The sequence below is a fragment of the Nostoc sp. genome (assembly GCF_036917935.1).
GTDB lineage: Bacteria > Cyanobacteriota > Cyanobacteriia > Cyanobacteriales > Nostocaceae > Nostoc.
In genome coordinates, this window is record NZ_JBALEL010000068.1 from 94,019 (window position 1) to 117,136 (window position 23,118).

A 23,118-nucleotide genomic window follows, 5' to 3' on the forward strand; every position below is an offset into this window, starting at 1 on the left:
TGAAAATACATTTGCAGGTGAGGGCAAATTTACGGCAATTTATTTTTAACAGTTTTTTAAGATTTTTGCATATATCTAAGTAAAAACCTAAGTATATATCAATTAAGTTTATTATTCTTAATAAGGGAAGTTACAATCGCAATTTGTGAGCATTAATTCCTGTGAGGATACCAACCAGCAGCCAAGTGATGCCTAATCCGATAACTTCACCTAAAAATAAATGCGTTAAGCCGTGCAAGATCGTTCCCACAGCAGAACCCACGGGGACAGCAACAGCCCAACTTGCCGCAGAGACAAATATCCATCGCCACGCTACAGGCTGGGGAATTGCTAACCATTGTGCTAATCCAATCCCCAAGCCGCCAAGGGCACCATAAACTGTCCCTGACATAATTCTTAAGGGAAGAATCTGAGTGCTAGGTACAATCCAACCCACGCCACCAATACCGATCGCAGTAATGATACTCCAACCCAAAAGACTTGACAAAATCCACCGGATACAAAATACAGGTTCTTTGAGAAGACAACCTTGAGGAAGTGCGATCGCAAATCCGCCGATAGCTGCTTCTACTACCCCAATATCTGGCTTTTCGCCGACTTCAATTAAGAGTAAACTGAATAAAAAACCGCCAACAGTAGCTAAAGTCCATAGCAATGTAAAGCCAAATCTAGTATTTTTAGGCGCGAATGGCATTAAAGTTTCTTTGTTTGTAATAGTCTGACAGTTTTTGCATTAAACATCTCAAAAAAACCTTTGCGTCGCTGTTGGGGTGATTCAGGTACAATGTAACCCCACAAACTCTCCCAGTAGAAAAAGGAGATACCATCAAAATTGCGATCGCGCACTACCTGAACCTGTTCTCTAACTTGTGCCATTTTCACCGGATTACCTACCGTTCCCGTTGATATACCAATACCTACAGGAATTAGACTTTGAGCCAATTTTATAGATGGAAGTTCTAGTTGAGCGATAAAAGACTTTTTGTCATTTCGATATACCTGCAAAATTAACTCACTAACTAAACCTTTTTTTACCCAATTTTCCCAATCTTGCAAATAGTATTTGTAGGCAAAAGCTTGATAGTTAGGAGACAAAGATATTTTAACTTTGGGCTTAACCGCTTTGACAGCTTGATAGATTTCTGCCATGAAATCAGTAATTTTATCTGCCCGCCACCGCATCCATTCTGGGTTAAAAGGGTCATTAGGGGGACTTTTACCTTGATGCTCTTGCTGGTAGAGTTCTATAGTGAAGCGATCGTAGCCGAACTGTACAGGCATCCCAAAATGATCGTCAAGCTGAATACCATCCACATCGTAATCTCTGACTACTTCTAAAATTAACCCTTGGATAAACTCTTGCACTTGTGGATGTAAGGGATTCAACCAAGCCTGTTTAGTTATTAAAACATTGTCGATTTCTTCCGGCGGGGCATCTTGAATAGAATTTATACCTTCTTGCCCAATTGTTAACCAGTCAGGATAACGCCTTGCTAATTGTGAATAATGCGGCGTCATGAACCCGTATTCAAACCAGGGAATAACTCTCAAATCTTTATTTTTGGCAAGTGTCACTATCTTTGCTAAAACATCCTGTCCACCGTGCAAAAAGTTGAGCAAAGGTTGAGTATCTGAACCTGTAGTCATTTTCGCTACAGCACTCTTATAAAAAGTATGTCCTCGGTTCCAAACTACAGGGTAAATTGTATTAAAGTTGAGAGCCGATAATTGATTTATAGCACGGTTAATACCCCAAGGGACAAATAGTACACCACTAGCAACATTAGTAAGCCAAACGCCGCGAATTTCTGTAGTTAAAGGGCTTGTTTTTTGGGAATAAACTGGTAGTGAAATGGGTGAAAAAACTGTTAAAGTGACTACTAATCCCAAACACAGCAAGTAAGAAACACAACGGCGAGCAACCCGATTCATTTGTAAGCGTGACCTAGTGCGATCGGAATATATATAACTACAAAATAAAGTTGTAATCCTCCGGATGATGTAAAGAAATGGTGATTCAGAAGTCAGAAGTCAGAAGTCAGAATAGTTGAAATAATACAGAGCCAGTTTTGGTCATGAATATACTTAACGATACCAAAACTTAATAAATTATGACTCCAAACTTTTAACTCTTACTCCTAAGTCCTAATTCTTAACTCCTGACTCCTGAATTCGTTGTTCTTAAAATCTTTCCACACCTTCAAATTGCTTGATAGCAGATGCATTTGCTGCTTCACCACAAGTTCGTGGTGTGGGAAATATCTTTTCAGGATTTGCTAACCCTTTAGGATTAAAAACTTGCCGCACCCATTGCATAGTTTCTAAATCAACTTGGCTAAACATCTCTGGCATATAGCACTTTTTCTCTGCACCGATGCCATGTTCGCCAGAAATACTACCACCGACTTGGACACAAAGTTTGAGAATTTTTCCACCCATTTCTTCTACTTGCTCTAATGCTCCAGAGACAGAATTATCATAAAGAATTAGCGGATGAAGATTACCATCGCCAGCGTGAAACACATTAGCAACACGATAACCGTATTGTTTACTTAATGCCTCAATTTCATGTAAAACATAAGGCAACTGAGTCCGGGGAATTACACCATCTTGTACATAATAATCTGGGCTTAAATGTCCAGCAGCAGCAAAAGCCGCTTTGCGGCCTTTCCATAATTTCAATCGCGTTTCTGGGTCAGTAGCAGAAGTGACATTCCGCGCACCATTCTTTTTACAAATTTCGGTAACTCGCTGCTTATTCCCTGCAACTTCCACCTCTAAACCATCAATTTCTATTAGCAAAATAGCAGTAGCATCGCGGGGATAACAATTAGTTGCGACAACATCTTCAACTGCATTGATGCTGAAGTTGTCCATCATTTCCATACCACCAGGAATAATGCCGGCGCTGATGATGTCAGAAACAGTTGCCCCCGCAGCTTCAATGCTAGTAAAATCTGCCAACAGCACACAAATTGATTCTGCACTTTTGAGAATTCGCAAAGTAATTTCTGTGGCAATTCCTAAAGTTCCTTCGGAACCAACAAAAACACCTGTTAAATCATAACCAGGCATTTCTGGAATTTGTCCGCCTAAATCAATAATTTCTCCTGATGGTGTGACAATTTTTAATCCCAAAACGTGGTTAGTAGTAACACCATATTTGAGACAATGTACGCCACCAGAATTTTCCGCAATGTTGCCCCCAATAGAGCAGATGATTTGACTGGAAGGGTCAGGAGCGTAGTAAAATCCAGCACCACTAACAGCTTGTGTCACCCAACTATTAATCACCCCTGGTTGTACAACTGTCCGTTGATTTTCTAAATCAATGCTGAGGATTTGCCGCATTAAGGAAGTGACAATTAAAACAGAGTCTATCACTGGTAAAGCGCCGCCAGATAGACCAGTGCCAGAGCCGCGTGCGATGAAGGGTATAGAATATTGGTTGCATATCTTCACCACTTGGGCAACTTGTTCTGTAGTTCTGGGTAACACCACTACAGCCGGACGTTGGCGATAGCCAGTTAAACCATCGCATTCATAGGTAATGAGTTCTTCGCGGCGTTGCACCACACCATTTTTACCAAGGACAGCCTCGAATGCTTTGATAATGGGTTTCCAGTTAAGTTGTTTTTTATCTTGGGTAAGCATAGTTTTTCAAGTTCAAGGTAGATGTTTACACGTTGCTTAAAATTGAAATTACTCTATTGTTGCAAGAATAGCAGCTTCAGGGTAATAAAAGGCGATCACACTAGTTATACTAGAGTAATAGAAAGAGATTGTCTACTGAATGAATTATGTTGATTGCGATTACTGAAAACCATATTCGCTCAAAAGTCAAAAGAAAAGGACAATTAGGGAAATGTCCTAAATGTGGAAATGAAGTAATCGCAAAATGTGGATCAGTTCAAATATGGCATTGGGCACATAAGGCTAAATATGATTGTGCCTGGTACTCTGGCGAGTCAGAATGGCATAGAGAATGGAAAGCCCTATTTTACCCTAGTCAAATAGAAGTTTATATAAATCAAAATCGTGCGGATGCTATTGATTCTACAGGCCGTGTTTGGGAATTTCAAAATTCTTATCTCAAAGGTGAAGAAATTAAAGATAGAGAGCAAGCTTATGACAATTTATTATGGATTTGGCATCTAAAAGGTCAGCAAAAGCTAATTACCTTTGATAAATATCTGTCAAATAATTGTTATGAGGTTAAATGGTATAAACTTCGTGACCATAGGCGATATGATGAAGGCTCAACGAAATTCGACTCTTAGAGGTTGTTTGAAAAGTCCTCTTGTCGGTATCAAAACATTTTAGATCCCCCTAAATCCCCCGATAAATTGGGGGACTTTGATTCCGGTTCCACCCTTTTTAAGGGGGGTTAGGGGGGATCAAAGTGCCTAAAATCACAGCCAAATACTTTTCAAACATCCTCTTATGGAGAAGCAGATAATTTTTCCGAGAAAATGAAAGATTACGGATGGAAAGTAAATATTGACATAAGACAATTTACAGATTTTAGACATTCAAATAAACATATAGCTAAAGAAGTTTTTTATGAATATAAACAACCTACATGGAAAAGAGGAATTTGGTATCAAAAAATTCATGCTCTGTCTCATAATCCTCCAATCCCTGTATGATTTCCAGAGTCAATAGAAGGATTAGCTTGTCGATTTTGGTGGCAGAACAGTCGTTCAATGCAACAATGCAAAAAACCAATGATTTTAGACTTAGGAGATAACATATTTTTTGCAGTTTGCAACATATATAAAGATAATATTTCAACTTTTACCAATCCTGAATATGGAATTCGTGTTCAGGAAAATGCTTCATTTGTTGAAGGTTTTTTATTTGAAAGTAAAAAAAAAGAATTGATTCGTCGTTTTGAAAATCCATGTAAGCCTAAGCAATTATCTTTACTATGAATACAAACTTTATTTTAATTTTTTATTGCTTATTATAAATCCTACATAATAAAATGAAAATTAATATAATTTAAACTTAAATCTGAGTAAAGCAAACTTTAAGTTACAAGATATCAAGGTATTTTGCATCCTCTTAATAAACTAACCTAGAAATAACACTTTCAAATACTGGATAAAGTCATGGTTCAGCAAGTTCTAATCAATGATGATGATTACTATGTGCCAGATGCCAACCAGCTAGTCACTGAAGATGATACTTTAGATAATTTTGCTACTTGCAAACAGAAACGCCTTTTAATTGGCTCTCTTTACAGTTCTTTACAAAGCCAGACTTTTTTCGCAGCAGCGAATGTCGGAATTTACCATACAGACGGACAACCCGCAATTGTACCCGACATTTTTCTCAGCTTCGATGTGCAAGTGCCTGAAAAATGGTGGGAAAAACAAAATCGTTGTTATATGGTTTGGCGTTTTGGCAAACCTCCAGAAGTTGTACTCGAAATTGTCTCTAATAAAGAAGGTGATGAACTTGGCAAAAAGCTGAAAATTTATGAACAAATGCGGGCAAGTTACTACATTGTATATGACCCAAATCAGCAATTAGGAGAAAAAGTCCTACGCGTTTATGAACTTAGGGGAACACGCTACTTTGAAACTTCAGAAAATTCGTTGGAACAAGTTGGTTTAGGTGTAACTTTGTGGGAAGGCAAATTTGAAGATAGACAGGATACTTGGTTACGCTGGTGCTACCAAGATGGTAATGTTTTGCTGACTGGAGATGAACGCGCCGAACAAGAACGACAACGCGCCGAACAGGAACGACAACGTGCTGAACAAGCAGAACAACGCACCCAATTACTAGCAGAAAGGCTACGGGCTATGGGTGTAGATCCCGACACTCTCTAGAAGACTCGCTGTAAAGACGCAAAGTTTTTTTACGTCTTTACATGAGCAAAAAATTCTCACCTATTTGTGCAACTTATGAACTCATTTATCCGATGCCAAACCTTCTCTAATAAATCAGAATCATCTGCATCAAACCATTCAATTTGTGGATGTCCTCGAAACCAAGTGCGTTGTCGCTTGGCAAATTGTCGGGTATGCAAAATTGTTAACTCTTTCGCTTCATCTAAGGAAATATTCCCAGCCAAATATTGCTTTATTTCTTGATAGCCCAAAGTATTCAATAAAGACAAATCAACGCCATACTTTTGACAAAGAGACTCCACCTCAGCAACCAAACCATTTGCTATCATTTGCTCAGTACGCTGTTTAATCCGAGCGTCTAACTTTTCAACATGGCAATCTAAGCCAATTTGCAAAATTGGATAATTTGGTGGATTCTCCCCTTGCTGTTCCGAAATTGGATGACCAGTGACATAATATACCTCTAATGCTCTTAGAGTCCGCACTGAGTCATTAGCATGAATCTTTTGTACACCAACAGGATCAACTTGTTGTAACATCGCGTATAGTTGAAATTGACCAAGAGATTCAAGCTGCGATCGCAATTCTTTATGCGGTGCGACTCTCGGAATTTTCATCCCTTGGACAATGGAACGAATGTATAAACCAGTACCACCAACTAGCAACAGTGGCGTAACACCAAGAGAAGCAATTAGTGCTTGTGTTTGTTCCTGGTAGTCTGCTACTGTCATCACGTCTGTTGGATCGCAGATATCTATTAAATAGTGCGGCACCAATTTTTGTTCAGCCACAGTTGGTTTTGCCGTCCCAAGATCAAACTCACGATAAACTTGACGAGAATCAGCACTCAGAATTACAGAACCCAACCGCATCGCCAAAGCCAAAGCCAAACCTGATTTACCTGTTGCTGTCGCACCACAAATCACAATTAATTTAGTCATTAGTCATTAGTCATTTGTTATGGGGCATTCGGCATAAGGAAGAAACTTATTCAATAATTCTCCCTTGTCCCCCTCATCTCCCCCTGCCTCCCCTGCTCCTTCTGCCCCTTTGGCCCTCTCCAACGGGACTGCAACCCCAGTATAAACTTCTCTTGAAAATGCCCTACAGACGCCAGCAAGCCTTTTGTGTTACAATTTTGGAGTGTTTTTACTTTTGTTTGCCTTTTGGCGAGTTCAACCCCACGGATCAGGAGAGTTTACATGACGAGCAGTTACAGTGCCGATCAGATTCAAGTTCTGGAAGGTCTGGAAGCCGTCCGCAAAAGACCAGGAATGTACATCGGTACTACTGGGCCGCGAGGACTCCACCATTTAGTTTATGAGGTGGTGGATAATTCAGTTGATGAGGCTTTGGCGGGTTATTGCACTCATATAGAGGTGGATATCAACGCTGATGGTTCCGTTACTGTAACAGATGATGGTCGCGGTATTCCCATCGATACTCACTCGCGAACCGGGAAATCGGCTTTGGAAACGGTGATGACGGTACTGCACGCCGGTGGTAAGTTTGGCGGCGGTGGCTACAAAGTTTCTGGAGGATTGCACGGGGTTGGTATTTCTGTTGTTAATGCCCTCTCTGAAGTTGTAGAAGTTACAGTTTGGCGCGATAAAAAAGTTCATATCCAGCGCTATGAACGGGGTGTGCCAGTTACCGATCTACAAGTCAAGCCTTATAAAGAAGCGAGAACCGGAACTTCTGTTACTTTTAAACCAGATACCCAAATATTCACTGTTAGCATTGAGTTTGATTACATCACTTTATCAGGTCGCCTACGGGAATTGGCGTATCTGAATGCTGGTGTCAAAATTACCTTTACTGACCACCGTCTGGAATTACTGAAAAGCGATACACCCAAGGTAGAATCCTACGAATACAGGGGTGGCATTAAAGAATATATCGCCTACATGAACCGTGAGAAGCAACCGCTGCATGAAGAAATTATCTATGTACAGGGGGAACGCAACAACGTACAAGTGGAAGTTTCCTTGCAATGGTGTACTGATGCTTACACGGATAATGTGCTAGGTTTTGCCAACAATATTCGCACCGTCGATGGTGGTACGCACTTAGAAGGGTTAAAGGCGGTTCTGACTCGGACATTAAATGCGATCGCCCGCAAGCGCAATAAAATTAAAGAGAATGAAACTAACCTCAGTGGCGAACACGTCCGCGAAGGTTTGACTGCGGTAATTTCCGTTAAAGTCCCAGATCCAGAATTTGAAGGCCAAACCAAGACTAAACTCGGTAATACCGAAGTTCGGGGAATTGTCGATTCTCTGGTAGGAGAAGTACTGACTGAGTATCTAGAATTTCATCCTGCCATAGCAGACTCAATTTTAGATAAAGCTATCCAAGCTTTCAAAGCCGCAGAAGCAGCCCGTCATGCGCGGGAATTAGTTCGGCGCAAATCGGTGCTAGAATCTTCCCCATTACCTGGTAAATTGGCAGATTGTAGTTCTCGTGACCCCAGCGAATCGGAAATTTTCATCGTGGAAGGGGACTCAGCAGGTGGGAGTGCAAAACAAGGACGCGATCGCCGCACTCAAGCAATCTTGCCTCTACGTGGTAAAATTCTCAACATTGAAAAAACCGATGACGCTAAAATCTATAAAAACAACGAAGTTCAATCGTTAATTACAGCACTTGGTTTAGGTGTTAAAGGTGATGAATTCGATTCCACTCAGCTGCGCTATCATCGGATAGTCATCATGACGGACGCTGACGTAGATGGAGCGCACATTCGGACTTTGTTGTTAACTTTCTTCTATCGATATCAGCGAGCGCTCATCGAACAAGGCTTTATTTATATTGCTTGTCCGCCACTGTTTAAAGTAGAACGGGGACGTAATCATGAGTATTGCTATAGCGATCGCGAAAAAAATCAAGCGATCGCCAAATTTCCTGCTAACGCCAACTATACCATTCAACGCTTCAAAGGTTTGGGTGAAATGATGCCACAACAACTCTGGGACACCACTATGAACCCAGAAACTCGTAAAATGAAGCAAGTCGAAATTGAGGATGCCGCCGAAGCCGATCGCATCTTCACAATTTTAATGGGCGATCGGGTCGCACCTAGACGAGAATTCATCGAAACCTATGGCTCTAAACTCAACTTCACCGATTTAGATATCTAATATCAGCAGTCCTAAATCATTCGTAAAAAATAAGATCCCCGATTTCTCAAAAAAATCGGGGATCTTTGGCTTTGAAGTATTGCTTGACATTCCTGCAACAGATTTTGGTAAAGACTTTATATCCAACATTTCTATAAAAAACACCTCTTTTAGCTGATGACAAACTACGTAATTTATAAATTTATTGTACTGATATTTTTGCCACTACAAATTATGTGATTAAATGAGTGACTATATCCATAAATTCATTAACTATTGTTAATAATTCCCTATTTAACTGGATTCTACACAAAGCTATGAAAACCAGCAAAGGCATCGTAGAAAAAGCATTGTTCAATATTATTGGCATAGGTAGCTTAGTTGCTCTATCTACCTGCGCTCAACCTGCCGCAGAAGCTCCTACAGCAACTGTCCCTCCAGTTGACCAAACCCCCATAACAACTGTCTTGCCCGTCACGCCAACTCCTACTGCCATCATTGCCACCCAAAATTTAGCAGAATTGGCAAAGTCAGCAGCTAGTCAAGGAGTCTAAACACCACCCCAACACCACGCTAGTTCAGCAAAGTTCATAGTCTCCAGTTTGCGTTAGAGGTAGCTTTGAAAGCCACCCTGACTTTGAATTAGACGCTAACAATCAATTAAAAATTTAGGTTGACTTGTCACACAAGTGGTAAGTCAGCACGACAAAAATTCTAAATTTCTCAGCCAGAAAGTGACCATATAATTTGCTTATTGTCAATATTTTCCAAACAATCAATGTGCGAGTGTTAGCAAAAGTACCAACTTTATTGGAAATTTAGTCCAGATAATACTCTTTGCTCTGACTCGCTGATTAATTTAGCCCACCAGCTAGGAACACATTTGTTATGCTCTAAGAAAAGAACTGAATATCATCTATCAAACAGCAATTAATAAGTATTTTGAGGATTTATCATCATAAGATGACAGAAACTCACCGAAATAAAAGTATTTAAATTTACAATTGAGTTACGCAAAAAACTTTGTAACCAAATCATCAGGCAATTTTCTTCCTTTCTCTGTGTTCGAGGTGATAGCTGTTGGAAGTACACACCATAAGGCTGAAAACTTGTTAATATCTTCATGTGGTGGTGTAGCGATCGCTATTGTATCGTATGTATCTAATGTACTTTTGCCTAAGATAAGACAAGATTGGCGAGTTCGCAGGACAAATTGTTTTTGAATTGATTAAAATATCCTTGTATACAATAAGAAGAGTTTGTCAAGTTTCATAGGGCTGAAATCGCCACAGTGCGCTAACGTGTGAATAAGACCGAATTAGTTAAACCTAAATTGATCTCCGATCAGGTCGATTCTGCCAGAGCCTCAACTCCTCAGTTAAGGTAGTTAGTACGCAGAAGGTTAACTCTTTAAGGCAAGCACCACCACTGTTGTTGTATTTACCCAAGCTCAAAACCCGCTTGAGTGTAAGGGATGCGTAATTTATGAAGGAAATGTAAAAATGGGTAGGTTAAGACGAATAGTCTGAGTTAACATAAAAGGCACTCTTTCTCAGTAATTAATGTTGTGTAAAATACATGAAATTCGGCAAAAGCAAGCGTACTTACTTCGTAATGTAATAAGAGCGTCACTGCAATTCCGAAAAGTGGAGAAAAAATTTCCGGGTATAACTCCCGTTTTCAATGTCTTTTTGGTGAAAGTAGCTAACAGTTGCTTAATGAATTCATGATTAATACACAAAAAGAGTGCAATTTCTGTGAAACAGGCTACAATCGGAAGAGTCTTTCTACGAAAATCTGCCAACAGTCTGAACTCATTTGTATAGAGTGGCAAATTTTTTGATAAAGGCGAGTATTTTTTTTGACCAGTTAGTTGAAAGCAATATGTGATAGCAACACATATAACATTTACTAAAGTGAGCAAGTCATCTTTAGTAGTTGCTTAAACTAAAGTAAAACCCTCCTACCGGAGGTGTAAAACGTCCGAAAATATCTCTGGCAAATCTGCCAAAAAGCTTATTTTCGGTTGGTAATTGGCTCGTTTAAAAGAGCAGTAAACACATCTTGAGTAATTGATTCTGCAAGGAGCATGAGGAACGCGGCATGAACCAGGCTAACAACGTACTCGAAAGCATATATCAGCCTGACCTAGAAATAATGAATCAGCCTGAGCTCGAGTTAGAAGAACTCTTAATAGACGATGAAGAGGACTTGCTGATCATCGATGAAGGTGACGAGGAATTTTTAGAGCCTCAGACTGATGAGGACGACGCAAAGTCTGGAAAAGCCGCTAAATCGCGTCGTCGGACACAAAGCAAGAAAAAGCACTATACCGAAGATTCAATTCGGCTTTACTTGCAAGAAATTGGTAGAATTCGGCTGTTGCGGGCAGACGAAGAAATTGAATTGGCGCGGAAAATAGCGGATTTGCTGGAATTAGAGAGGGTACGCGAAAGACTCTGTGAACAATTAGATCGCGATCCTCGAGATAGTGAATGGGCAGAAGCAGTACAACTGCCACTACCAGCCTTTCGTTATCGCCTCCATGTTGGTCGCAGGGCGAAAGACAAGATGGTGCAATCTAACCTCCGTCTTGTAGTTTCAATTGCTAAGAAGTACATGAATCGTGGTTTGTCGTTCCAAGACTTAATTCAGGAAGGCAGTCTCGGTTTGATTCGTGCCGCTGAAAAGTTTGACCACGAAAAAGGTTACAAGTTCTCTACTTATGCTACATGGTGGATTCGTCAAGCAATTACCCGCGCGATCGCAGATCAATCCCGCACCATTCGTCTTCCAGTTCACCTTTACGAAACCATCTCTCGGATTAAGAAAACTACCAAGCTGCTATCTCAAGAGATGGGTCGCAAACCCACTGAAGAAGAAATCGCCACTCGGATGGAAATGACCATTGAGAAGTTGCGGTTCATTGCTAAATCCGCCCAGTTGCCCATTTCACTAGAAACGCCTATTGGTAAAGAAGAAGATTCTCGATTGGGCGATTTTATTGAATCCGATGGTGAGACACCAGAAGACCAAGTTTCCAAAAATCTTCTGCGCGAAGACCTCGAAAAAGTCCTTGACAGTCTCAGCCCTCGTGAACGCGATGTTCTTAGACTACGTTACGGCTTGGATGATGGTCGGATGAAAACCCTTGAGGAAATCGGACAAATTTTCAACGTCACCCGCGAACGGATTCGTCAAATTGAGGCGAAAGCACTCCGCAAGTTGCGCCATCCTAATCGCAACAGTGTTCTCAAGGAATATATTCGGTAGTCAATTAGTCAATAGTCATTGGTCATTAGTGAATAAACAAAGCACAACTGACAAATGACAGCCAAAAAATAAAAACCTGGTAGTGAATTAGCACTCCAGGTTTTTTATTTATAGGTCATCTTGGATATTAAAACTTACAGGATGCCCCAAAAATGTAGGAAGCCTTGACCAGAAAAAACCTCAACTAAAATGGCTGCTGAAAAGCCAATCATTGCCAAGCGACCGTTCCAAACTTCTGCTTGTGGGGTAAAGCCCCAACGCCAAGCGTTGCGATCTTCAATTACGGGAGTAGTTACTTTTGTTGTGCTTACATTTGTCATGGTTCAGACTCCAAGCTTAATTTTTAAGGTTTATTGCCTTATGTAAACTAATATAACAAATTCTTTCGCAAAAGCAACATTTTTTATACTTTTGTTTCTAGACCTTGACATAAATAGAAATAGCTATTTATACAGATTAAAACATCAGCCTTCAGTGAGATTTACTGAGGTAGAAGAAATGTTATGTAGATTTGTATCGCTATAGACAATAGTATCTTTATTGAAATTATTATCAAGTATTTTACGAAATTAGTTGATTTTATATAGAGTTTATTATTTTACGATTAAAAATTATTGATAATTAGTGGAGATATTTGAAGTCAAAAACACTTACGAATGTGGATTAAACAAAATGCAACACTTCTGTTTACTAGGATGGAGTGATACTTACTTAAGCAAAAGTTGCTGCTCAGATAGATCCCGGAGTTCTTCAAGAAGTCCGGGATCTAAATCCAGCTTAAGGGAGGCGGTAGCCCGATAAAAAGGCATTCCCAGTCGGAGACTGGGAACGAGGGAAGCCCTAGAAAAAGAGAAACTCACCTTGATTTACGATCGCACTTCAGCCACAGTGATAATTTTTTCATCGCGGTTGAGTTGGAGGATGCTTTCACCTTTGACATCTTTACCTAAAATCGGCACTGTTTCCACAGGTATTCGCACTACCCGGTCTTTATTCGTCACTAAAGCTACCTCGCCAGATGCGATCGCGATCACCATACCAGCTAAGTTGTCAGTTTTGCTAGCAAATTTCAGCGCTTGCGTGCCTAAATCACCGCGATTAGCCGCTCTCAACTGACTCGCAGCCATCCGCTTGGCATATCCTTCTTGAGTAACTAGCAGCAGTTGGTCATCTTTACCGACAGTGACACAGCCAACCATTTGCTGATTTTTCAATAATCGAAATGCTTGTAAACCCATCGCTGCGCGACCCATAATCGGTAATTGTTCATCATTGACTGCAAAGCGCAACACTCGCCCACCGGAACTAGCTAAAATCAGATGCTCCCCTGGAGCGGTAAACTCGGTAAATGACAACTCATCATCGTCTTTCAGCTTCAAAATCGTAATTCCGCGCCGAGTCAGGTTAGCAAATTCTCCCAAAGACAGACGCTTAATTCTTCCCTGTTTTGTTAGGAGAATCATCTGCCTAGTTTCGAGATTTTCCGGCAGCACAAAGCGGCTGACTACAGCTTCTTGAGCGCCTTGAGCAGTACTACTGAGCATAGTAATCAAGGGTTTTCCCCGTGGAGAACGTCCAGTAGTTGGGGGAATTTCTCCCACATTCACCGGATAGACTTTGCCGCCACCGGTTAGTATTAGCAAGTCTTTCTCGGTGTCAGTTAACACAGTTTGGATAATGAAGTCATTATCGTGCAGACCATTTTCACCTTTTGACTTTCTCCCAGATGGCTGGGTGCGGCGCACATAACCCCGTTGGGTAAATTCTAAAACCGCTGACTCTGCTGGCTGTTCTAATTTTGGATTTTGGATTTTGGATTTTGGATTGTCTTCATCATCCTCTGATCCTCTGTTCTTGTGATCTTCTGCTTTAGATTTTTGCTCCTCTCCGATTTTTGTCCGCCGGGGATCGTTGTACTTGCGCTTGAGCGATCGCAAATCTTTTTTCAGCGCCTTCAATAATTCGCGGCGATCGTTGAGTAATTGCTCCAACAAGTTAATTTGTTGACTTATCTGCTCAAATTCCTGCTGCAAATTTTGCTGTTCTAAACTGGTGAGGCGGCGCAATGGCATCGCCAGAATTGCATCTCCTTGTACCTCACTCAAATCCAGTTGGCTACAAAGATTAATTTTTGCCGTACTACCATCGGGAGCTTGGCGTAAAATTCTAATTACCTCATCCAAGTTAGACAGCGCTTTCAGCAAACCTTCTAGCAAATGCACACGACTTTGGGCTTTACCCAACTCGTAATTGTAGCGACGGTTTAGCGTCTCTTCTCGGAATCTCAAAAACTCCTGCAACAGTTGACGCAAACTTAATTGGCGGGGTTGTCCATCGACTATTGCCAGAAGAATTGCCCCAAAAGTCATTTGTAAAGCCGTTTGGTGATATAAATGCTGGAGAACTTCTTGGGGATTGGTATCGCGTTTGAGTTCAATTACCACCCGCATCCCTTCGCGATCGCTCTCATCCCGAAGATCAGAAATTCCTTGCAAGCGTCCTTGATTTACTAAGTCCGCTACCTTCTCAATCCAGGCAGCCTTATTCACTTGATAAGGCAATTCTGTAATGATAATTGCCGTCCGTCGCTTGCTTCCCCTACTGGCTGGAATTTCTTCCAGAGTTGCGACTCCCCGCAGCAGAATCCCACCTTTACCTGTAGTGTACGCTTCCCGAATTCCTGTCTCACCAATTATTTCTCCACCAGTGGGAAAATCTGGCCCTGGAATTAACTCGAATAATTTTTCATCTGACAAATCTGGATTGTCGATTAAGGCAATTAAACCATCGACAACTTCCCCCAAGTTGTGCGGTGGTACATTCGTCGCCATTCCCACGGCAATACCAGAACAACCATTGAGCAACAGAAACGGCAACTGAGCAGGTAGCACCGTTGGTTCTTGCTGGGAATTATCGAAGTTCCCGACAAATTCCACAGTTTCTTCGCCAATTTCTGTCAGCATTCCCTCATGGCTGATCGGTGACAGGCGCGTTTCTGTGTAGCGCATCGCTGCTGGCGGGTCATTATCGACGCTGCCAAAGTTACCGTGTCCTGCTAGTAAAGGATAGCGGCTAGAAAAATCCTGCACCAGCCTGACTAAAGCATCGTAAACTGATTGGTCGCCGTGGGGATGGTATTTACCCAACACATCACCCACAACACGGGCACATTTTCGATAGGGTCTATCTGGTACTAAACCGAGTTCGTGCATTGCATACAAAATGCGCCGATGCACTGGTTTTAAGCCATCACGCACGTCTGGTAGCGCTCGCCCGACAATCACGCTCATGGCATATTCTAGATAAGACCGTTGCATCTCGGTGTGCAGGGCTGTTGTAATTACCTGTCCCGTTGAGAGAAGGTTTAACTGTTTTGCCATGAGTTTTTTCCCTGAAATTTAACTACACAAAAGCCGATGGAACTCAACACTGCGGCAACCACAGCATAACGGATGAAATGATATTCATCACAAAATTTTGATAGTCACAGAAGAAAAAGCAGTAGTATCATCCTTGATGACGAGGATGCACATTGACTATTAAAAAGGATGCACACGAGTATAATCTACATAAACTTAGTAGAGATGATACTTACCATGATTGCATTTCTTAATTTTGAATTCTGGAATTCTTGAATTTCCTCACCTCTATAACTAAAATTCTCATGAAAACTGTTTTAATTGTCGAAGACGATCTGATTAATGCTCGTGTTTTTTCCAAAATTTTGTCCAAGCGTGGCGGCTTGGGTGTGAAACACACTGAAAATGTCGAAGAAGTCATAAAAATTGCCCAATCAGGAGAAGCCGACCTGATTTTAATGGATGTTTCTCTGTCCAGAAGTGTTTACCAAGGCAAGTCTGTTGATGGAATCAAGATTACACAAATGTTAAAATCTGATCCAAAAACAGCAAACTTACCTGTTATTCTGGTGACGGCTCATGCTATGGAAGGCGATCGCGAGAACTTTCTCAAGCAAAGCGGTGCTGATGGCTACATTTCTAAGCCAGTTGTTGACCATCAGCAGTTTGTTGACCAAATCATCGCACTTCTACCCACAGACGATCGCTGACAATTAACGACTTATTTCCGGAAGTAGTCACCCGCCAATATTTTTGGGCGACTACTTCCTGGACTTGTTAGTATATATGTACTACGAAAAGGTACTGTTAGGCAAGTGGTAAGGAGGAGTGCTGGGATAGCTAGGGTTTAGCCCGTACTGAGTGAGGAGTTATCAGTCTATGAGTTTACCAGTTCAAATATTTAACTGTTAACTCCAAACTTCTAACTCCAAATTTTTAACTCAGCACTCAGCACTCTTATTGAGTAGGCTCTTGTTTAGGGGTTGATGATGAGTTCTCTCGTTGCTGTAAAGCTGCTTGAATACGGGGTAATTCTAGGAATTTTTTCGTATCAGACAGTAGGCGATCGCCCCAGAGATTCTCTTTGAGGAAATTCAAATTAGCATAGCGCGAATCGATACGGAGTGCAGCTTCTCCCAAGGTTAGTCCTTTTTGGCGATCGCCTTTAGTATACAGTGCCACTGCCAAGGCCAATAAAGGTTCTGCTGCTTGTTTATCAAGGGTTACAGCAGATTGCCATCGCTTAATCGCTTCGGGGGTATTACCCTGTTCGTAGTTGATTAAGCCAATATTGTTGAGCGCCGGCCAGAATTTTTTATCTTGAGAGACGGCTTTATCGTACTGTGCGATCGCATCAGGCAATCGACCCAGCAAATAGTAAGCATTACCCAAATCAAATAACCCCTCTGGATCATTGGGTTTTAACTTCAAACCATCTTGGTAATTGACAACAGCAGCCTGGTAATTTTTCTGCTGAAAATTAGCTGAACCCAAGGCAAACAGAATATCACCATTTTTCGGGTTGAGAGATTGCGCTTTTTTCAGACTAGCGATCGCCCCGTCAAACTCTTTAGTTTGCAGTTGCAATCCACCTAATAGCAACCACACTTTATCATTCCCAGGAGCCAGCTGACTAGCCAGCCGCGCTCGTGGCAAAGCTAATTCAACCTGTTGAAACTGAGCTAGTTGAGCCGCCTCTTGTGCCAGACTCAACCCCTGCTTTTCTAACTTTGCTGGATCTAGTTGGAGTGTATGGGGTATTAATGCCTGCGCGTTAGCGGCTTTTGGCATACTCCACAAACTACAGACCATTAGAAGAGAAATCAAACGAACATATTTAGGCACACTACCGCCTTTAAGCCACTAATCAAAGAATCTTTCAGCTAGCTTAAACGATCTCCGCTATTGACGGTAGCAAAATCTTACGTGATTAGCTCTTGACATCCCCATAACAAAAGCCATATATTAATAAGTAAGCACTTACTTATTTATGGCTCGTACACCCAGAATCACCAATCAGCAAATCTTAGAAGCGGCTCGTCAAGTTTTCTTGCAACAAGGATTTGGTGCTTCCACTTTAGAAATTGCTCAACAAGCTGGTATTTCTGAAGCTTCAATTTTCAAGCGATTCTCAACCAAAGAAGAATTATTTTTTGCGGCGATGGGAATTCCAGAAAAACCCTTGTGGGTGAACGAGTTGGAATCTCTTTGTGGCAAAGGCAATCTCAAAGAAAACCTAATCAATATTTGTCTCCAGATTATGGAATTCTATCGTGAGGTACTGCCTCTGATCATGATGCTGCGATCGCGAGGCAATGCGATCGCAGAACTTGGAAGTAAAGAACCAAGACCGATGCGAGATGTCAAAGTACTGACTGCTTTCCTAGAGTGTGAGATTAACCAAGATCGGCTTCGCCCTTGCGATCCTCAGATAGTGGCTCATATCTTACTAGGATCGCTGATGAACTGCGTTTTTTTAGAGCAGATATCGTCTCAAGTCAGTATACCAACAGCCGAATTACCAATAGGAACTTACTTAAATTCTGGAGATCGTGCTACAGAAATATCAGCATTTGTTCAGAGTCTTGTGGATATTGTCTGGCCAGGAATTGCACCAAGCCAGGATCAAATGAAAGGGATTAGGGATTAGGGAGTGGACATTGGGCATTGAGAAAGAGGAGGCAGAAGTTCTTTAATTTGGAATTTTGAATTAATTTCTCCTTCTGCTTCCCTACCTCTTCCCTACTCCCCATAAAAAAAATTGATGACTTTCGTCATACATCAGTCTGGAATTACTAGTGACTTTGGTCATACATCGGTTCTGACTTTTTGAGCAATAATTGGTATGTATGAATTTATACGACGAGGTAAATATTAGATATCTTGATGCCAAAACAAAAGCAACTGTTTAAATTACTGAATCGGAACCTAAGCAAAATATAACTTTAATCCAAATAAGGAGTTAATTTCATGTTGAAACCAAACCGTCTATCGATAGTTTTAGCTGCTGCTGCCCTGATCATTGTTCCCACTCTCTTGACTGCACCTGCAAATGCCCAGACGAAAGTCTACGTTGTTGGTGAACGCGATCAAAATTGGAACCGCGACGGCAGACCCAATCCTGTAGAAGTCAGAAACTCTAGCGGCAGGGATAATTGGAACCGCGACGGCAGACCCAATCCTAGAGAAGTCAGAAACTCTAGAGACAGGGATAATTGGAACCGCGACGGCAGACCCAATCCTGTAGAAGTCAGAAACTCTAGAGACAGGGATAATTGGAACCGCGACGGCAGACCCAATCCTGTAGAAGTCAGAAACTCTAGCGGCAGGGATAATTGGAACCGTGACAACCAATTTAATAGCAGAGTAGTCAGACTTGGTAATGGTGACATCAGATATCCCAACGGGCAAATTATTCCTGGTAGATCCATAGTCAGACTGCGTAATCAAGGTTACTTCAGACTTCCCAACGGGGATATTCTTCTTCCCAATCAGGAAATTGTTCCTGCTGGGAGATTAGTGAGAGTGCGTGATGATTACTTCAGACTTCCTGATGGATTGGTACTGCAAATAAACCTTTAAAACACTAAAAACTCAAAATCATTGTCAGTATAGGGCTACCAGGTTATAGTTTTAGCCGTGAATAACTAGCTTGGTAGCCGTTCTTTATAGACAAAATGGATATGAAAATTGATACACAAACTACCGTAGATTCCTCAGTTGTAGTTCCAGAGGTAAAGAAAAAAAAAGACAAACGTAATTGGTTCGCTTGGCTAATTGCTCTTTGCCTTTTAGGTGGAATTGGCTATGCCGTTTATTACCAAGTAACAGTTGTTCCCCGTCAAGAAGCCAGACGTAGGGTGCTGACAAAGCCTGTAGAAAGGCAGAGTTTAACAATCACAGTTTCAGCGAACGGAACGGTGAAACCTGAGAGGTCAATCAACCTCAGCCCAAAAAATTCCGGCATCCTGAAAAGTCTGCTGGCGAAAGAAGGAGATATCGTCAAACAAGGACAGATTGTTGCTTACATGGATGATTCCAACCTCCGGGGGCAACTCACCTCTGCTCAAGGACAATTGGCACAAGCCGAGGCGAATCTGCAAAAGGCGAAGGCAGGTAATCGTCCTCAAGATATTGCCCAATCACAGGGAGCATTAGACGAAGCCAACGCGAATCTGCAAAAGGTACAAACAGGGAATCGCTCTCAAGATATTGGCCAAGCACAGGCACGCTTGCAAAGCGCTCAAGCCGCCCTCCGCCAAGCAGAAGATGATTTTGTTCGTAATCAGCAACTTTACAATGCAGGCGGTATTTCCCTTCAGACTCTTAACCAAAACCGTTCCAATCGCGACAGCGCCCAAGCTAATGTAAATGAAGCACAGCAAGCATTGGGGTTGCAAAAAGCCGGGTCGCGTCCAGAAGACATTCAGCAAGCACAAGCTGTAGTCAAGCAGAGACAGCAAGCTTTGGCACTTGTGAAAGCCGGAACGCGCCAAGAAGATATTAACGCTACCCGCGCTCAGGTAACATCGGCTCGTGGTTCGCTGCAAAACATCCAAGCCGAAATCAATGACACGATCATTCGCGCACCTTTTGATGGCGTGGTGACAAAGAAGTTTGCCGATCCAGGTGCCTTCGTGACACCCACAACTGCTAGTAGTGAAGTAGCTTCTTCTTCTTCTTCTTCAATCTTGTCTTTAGCTTCAACAAATGAAGTTGTTGCAAATTTAGCGGAAACAAATATTTCCAAAATCAGCCTTGGTCAAAAAGTCTCGATTAAAGCAGATGCCTACCCAGGAAAAACCTTTGAAGGTAAAGTGAGCCAAATTGCTGCCCAAGCAATAGTAGAGCAAAACGTCACCAGTTTTGAAGTGAGAGTATCACTTTTAGACCCTCAAAGACTACTGCGGTCTGGGATGAACGCGGAAGTAGATTTTCAAGTCGGTCAAGTTGAAAATGTTCTCGTAGTGCCAACAGCCTCAGTGGTACGCCAAGAAAATGCCACAGGCGTGTTTGTGGCAGGAAAGAATAACAGACCTGTGTTTACTCCCATTGAGACTGGTGTCACCGCGAATAACTTTACCGAAGTTAAGTCTGGATTGACAGGAGACGAAAGGGTATTGCTTAGTTTCCCACCAGGATCGCGTCCGCAATCAACACCAAGAGGAGGAGTTTTCCCTGGTCTAGGTGGAGGTGGAGGAGCAGGTGGCGGTGGAGGAGGAGGAAGAGGAGGTCGTTCAGGCGGTGGTTCTGCTGGTGGTTCACCTTAAAGTTAGTTTTAAATTAATACGCTTGAGTTAAGGCTTAACTCTTGTCAAAATCAATTTTTTTAACGTAGACGCATTGGCGAAGCCTCTCCAAGAGTTGCGGCTTGCCGCAAAGGAAGAGAACGAAGAAATGCTTAACTCAATAGTATTGAGTTTTAAATAAAACCTTATGTTTAAGATGTTTAAGGGCTTTTATAAAGTTAAGAATACCCGCACAGTACCGTTGCTGGAAATTTTGACAATGGCGGCAGAGACTCTGTGGAGTAACAAATTACGCACAGGTCTAACTATGTTGGGCGTGATTATTGGGATTTCTTCAGTTATTGCGATTACTTCTGTCGGTCAAGGAGTACAAAAGGGGGTTGAGCAACAGATACAAGCATTGGGTACAGATGTGATCCAAATCTTGGCGGGTGCGGCAAGAAGTGGGAATGTCCGTCAAGGAGTAGGTTCTAGCAGTACCTTGACTTGGGAAGATGCTAAGGCGATCGCTACACAAGCGCCATCAGCACAGATGGTTTCTGCTTATCTCCAACGGTCTGCCCAAGTTGTATATGCAGGACAGAATACCTCAACAACCATTTATGGCACAGATTTGAACTACCCAGAAGTCAGAAATACCCACCCCCAACAAGGGAGATATTTTACTCAAGAAGAATTAGATACTGCCGCACAGTTTGCCATTCTTGGCCCCACAGTCCAAAAAACACTCTTTGAACAGGGTGTAAATCCGATCGGCGAGAAAATTCGGATTCAGGGCGAGGCTTATGAAGTCATTGGGGTGATGGAAGCTAAAGGTTCTCAGGGGCCGATGGATCGAGATGACCAGATTTTTATCCCTCTAACTACTATGTCGAAGAGACTAGTTGGGAACAATGCTCTGGTAGGCGTTTCTGTAAATGGAATTTTAGTCAAAGGCGCGAATCAGGAGCAGTTAGAAGCCGCTCAGTTTCAAGTTACCAATCTATTACGGCTGCGTCATAACATTTATCCGCCACAAGCTGATGACTTTCGGCTGACTAATCAAGCTGATATTGTTAGTACCTTTACTAGTATTGTGGGTTTATTTACAGTCATGGTGGTAGCGATCGCTGGAATTTCCCTGGTGGTTGGTGGCATTGGTATTGCTAATATTATGCTAGTTTCTGTGGTTGAGCGGACGCGAGAAATTGGGATTCGCAAAGCCGTAGGAGCAACCAATTCGGCCATTCTCAATCAATTTTTAGCTGAAGCGATCGTGATTTCCATTGTCGGCGGATGTATTGGGATGGCGACTGGGATTTTATTAGCTTTTGTAGCTGCAAGCATTTTCAAATTCCCGTTTGTAATTTCTTTCTTATCGATCATTGCTGGTTTTGTACTCTCGTTAAGCGTTGGCTTAATAGCTGGGGTTATTCCAGCACGGAATGCATCTAAATTAGATCCAATCAACGCTTTAAGAAGCGACTAAATAATTCCTAATTCCTAACTCCTAATTCTTATGCCAACAATGATTTGGATGGAATCCATTACTAAAACCTATCACTTGGGAGAAGTTAGTGTTCCCATACTCAAGGGAATTGAACTCTCTATTGAGGAAGGGGAATATGTCTCGATTATGGGTGCATCAGGTTCGGGTAAATCCACGCTGATGAATATTTTGGGATGTCTGGATCGTCCCACAACTGGAGACTATATTTTTGAAGGCAGAAACCTGACGACTTTTGATGATGATGAATTAGCTTATATCCGCAACCAAAGGATTGGTTTTGTGTTCCAACAATTTAATCTATTGGCGCGGGCAACAGCGTTGGAAAACGTTATGCTGCCAATGGTTTACGCTAACTTGCCCAAGCCAAAACGCCGGGAAAGGGCATTAGAAGCCTTAGAAAAGGTAGGACTAGGGGAACGCATAGCTAACCGTCCCAGTCAACTCTCTGGCGGACAACAACAACGGGTAGCGATCGCTCGTGCTTTGGTCAACCGACCTGCATTAGTTTTGGCAGATGAGCCAACAGGAGCTTTAGATACTGAAACTTCCCATGAGGTGATGAGTTTGCTGACTGAACTTAATGACCAAGGGATCACAATTGTGATTGTCACTCATGAACCAGATATCGCTGCTCAAACCCAAAGGATTATCCGAGTTCAGGATGGTTTGATTGTCGGCTAATTTGTTAATATCAACCATTTGAGGGGGATTTTAAAATTTAAACCTCTGTAGGTCAATCAGGATGAAAGTTTTTGATTGTATCCTCAA

General features: G+C 41.9%; 19 protein-coding genes. 12 read left to right on the forward strand and 7 right to left on the reverse strand.

Features of this window, described 5'->3' with window-relative positions; translation table 11 throughout:
* Positions 1 to 130: 130 nt before the first annotated feature.
* From V7K62_RS30040 to glcD, 3 genes are all read right to left on the reverse strand, one after another.
* Positions 131 to 694: a hypothetical protein gene (locus V7K62_RS30040; protein ID WP_334870679.1), complete on the reverse strand. Its 564-nt coding sequence runs from the start codon at positions 692 to 694 to the stop codon at positions 131 to 133.
* Positions 694 to 1,932: a glycoside hydrolase family 10 protein gene (locus V7K62_RS30045; RefSeq protein WP_334870681.1), complete on the reverse strand. Its 1,239-nt coding sequence runs from the start codon at positions 1,930 to 1,932 to the stop codon at positions 694 to 696. Before V7K62_RS30045 ends, V7K62_RS30040 begins: the two co-directional genes overlap by 1 nt.
* Positions 1,933 to 2,181: 249 nt before the next feature.
* Positions 2,182 to 3,654 (reverse strand): glycolate oxidase subunit GlcD, encoded by a 1,473-nt coding sequence (glcD, locus tag V7K62_RS30050; protein ID WP_334870683.1) that lies wholly within the window; start codon positions 3,652 to 3,654, stop codon positions 2,182 to 2,184.
* A gap of 146 nt (positions 3,655 to 3,800) precedes the next feature.
* Between glcD and V7K62_RS30055 the strand changes: the two genes are divergently transcribed.
* The 3 genes from V7K62_RS30055 to V7K62_RS30065 all read left to right on the forward strand — a co-directional run bounded on the left by V7K62_RS30055 (position 3,801) and on the right by V7K62_RS30065 (position 5,840).
* Positions 3,801 to 4,280: a competence protein CoiA family protein gene (locus V7K62_RS30055; RefSeq protein ID WP_334870685.1), complete on the forward strand. Its 480-nt coding sequence runs from the start codon at positions 3,801 to 3,803 to the stop codon at positions 4,278 to 4,280.
* A 447-nt stretch (positions 4,281 to 4,727) separates the two neighbouring features.
* Entirely contained in the window at positions 4,728 to 4,934 is a 207-nt protein-coding gene (locus tag V7K62_RS30060; protein WP_334870687.1) for a hypothetical protein, read from the forward strand.
* Between the two features lie 180 nt (positions 4,935 to 5,114).
* Positions 5,115 to 5,840, forward strand: coding sequence for a Uma2 family endonuclease (locus tag V7K62_RS30065; RefSeq protein ID WP_334870689.1), 726 nt, complete (start codon positions 5,115 to 5,117; stop codon positions 5,838 to 5,840).
* A gap of 56 nt (positions 5,841 to 5,896) precedes the next feature.
* Here the strand turns inward: V7K62_RS30065 and miaA are convergent, their stop codons facing one another.
* Positions 5,897 to 6,802 carry a tRNA (adenosine(37)-N6)-dimethylallyltransferase MiaA gene (gene miaA, locus V7K62_RS30070; protein ID WP_334870691.1) on the reverse strand — a complete coding sequence of 302 codons (906 nt, stop codon included), beginning with the start codon at positions 6,800 to 6,802 and terminating at the stop codon, positions 5,897 to 5,899.
* A gap of 261 nt (positions 6,803 to 7,063) precedes the next feature.
* Here miaA and gyrB point away from each other — a divergent pair, with 261 nt between their 5' ends.
* From gyrB to rpoD, 3 genes are all read left to right on the forward strand, one after another.
* Positions 7,064 to 9,001, forward strand: coding sequence for a DNA topoisomerase (ATP-hydrolyzing) subunit B (gyrB, locus tag V7K62_RS30075; protein ID WP_334870693.1), 1,938 nt, complete (start codon positions 7,064 to 7,066; stop codon positions 8,999 to 9,001).
* A gap of 296 nt (positions 9,002 to 9,297) precedes the next feature.
* The gene (locus tag V7K62_RS30080) at positions 9,298 to 9,534 is read left to right on the forward strand and encodes a hypothetical protein (RefSeq protein ID WP_334870695.1); all 237 of its coding nucleotides are present in this window, start codon (positions 9,298 to 9,300) and stop codon (positions 9,532 to 9,534) included.
* Between the two features lie 1,549 nt (positions 9,535 to 11,083).
* Positions 11,084 to 12,253, forward strand: coding sequence for an RNA polymerase sigma factor RpoD (rpoD, locus tag V7K62_RS30085; protein ID WP_323200882.1), 1,170 nt, complete (start codon positions 11,084 to 11,086; stop codon positions 12,251 to 12,253).
* Positions 12,254 to 12,387: 134 nt separating this feature from the next.
* Here the strand turns inward: rpoD and V7K62_RS30090 are convergent, their stop codons facing one another.
* The gene (locus V7K62_RS30090; RefSeq protein ID WP_094332805.1) at positions 12,388 to 12,573 is read right to left on the reverse strand and encodes a chlorophyll a/b-binding protein; all 186 of its coding nucleotides are present in this window, start codon (positions 12,571 to 12,573) and stop codon (positions 12,388 to 12,390) included.
* A gap of 546 nt (positions 12,574 to 13,119) precedes the next feature.
* Entirely contained in the window at positions 13,120 to 15,633 is a 2,514-nt protein-coding gene (gyrA, locus tag V7K62_RS30095) for a DNA gyrase subunit A (protein ID WP_334870700.1), read from the reverse strand.
* Positions 15,634 to 15,917: 284 nt separating this feature from the next.
* Here gyrA and V7K62_RS30100 point away from each other — a divergent pair, with 284 nt between their 5' ends.
* Positions 15,918 to 16,322 carry a response regulator gene (locus tag V7K62_RS30100; protein WP_118165237.1) on the forward strand — a complete coding sequence of 135 codons (405 nt, stop codon included), beginning with the start codon at positions 15,918 to 15,920 and terminating at the stop codon, positions 16,320 to 16,322.
* A 247-nt stretch (positions 16,323 to 16,569) separates the two neighbouring features.
* Here the strand turns inward: V7K62_RS30100 and V7K62_RS30105 are convergent, their stop codons facing one another.
* Positions 16,570 to 17,457, reverse strand: a complete 888-nt coding sequence (locus tag V7K62_RS30105) for a tetratricopeptide repeat protein (protein WP_334870704.1) — start codon at positions 17,455 to 17,457, stop codon at positions 16,570 to 16,572.
* A gap of 145 nt (positions 17,458 to 17,602) precedes the next feature.
* Between V7K62_RS30105 and V7K62_RS30110 the strand changes: the two genes are divergently transcribed.
* From V7K62_RS30110 to V7K62_RS30130, 5 genes are all read left to right on the forward strand, one after another.
* The gene (locus tag V7K62_RS30110) at positions 17,603 to 18,262 is read left to right on the forward strand and encodes a TetR/AcrR family transcriptional regulator (RefSeq protein ID WP_334870706.1); all 660 of its coding nucleotides are present in this window, start codon (positions 17,603 to 17,605) and stop codon (positions 18,260 to 18,262) included.
* Positions 18,263 to 18,582: 320 nt separating this feature from the next.
* Positions 18,583 to 19,194, forward strand: coding sequence for a hypothetical protein (locus V7K62_RS30115; RefSeq protein WP_334870708.1), 612 nt, complete (start codon positions 18,583 to 18,585; stop codon positions 19,192 to 19,194).
* A gap of 101 nt (positions 19,195 to 19,295) precedes the next feature.
* Positions 19,296 to 20,882 carry an efflux RND transporter periplasmic adaptor subunit gene (locus V7K62_RS30120; RefSeq protein ID WP_334870710.1) on the forward strand — a complete coding sequence of 529 codons (1,587 nt, stop codon included), beginning with the start codon at positions 19,296 to 19,298 and terminating at the stop codon, positions 20,880 to 20,882.
* 175 nt (positions 20,883 to 21,057) lie between these two features.
* Complete coding sequence (locus V7K62_RS30125) at positions 21,058 to 22,329, forward strand: ABC transporter permease (protein WP_334871139.1); 1,272 nt, start codon at positions 21,058 to 21,060, stop codon at positions 22,327 to 22,329.
* A gap of 30 nt (positions 22,330 to 22,359) precedes the next feature.
* Positions 22,360 to 23,031, forward strand: a complete 672-nt coding sequence (locus V7K62_RS30130) for an ABC transporter ATP-binding protein (protein ID WP_334870712.1) — start codon at positions 22,360 to 22,362, stop codon at positions 23,029 to 23,031.
* Positions 23,032 to 23,118: the final 87 nt, after the last annotated feature.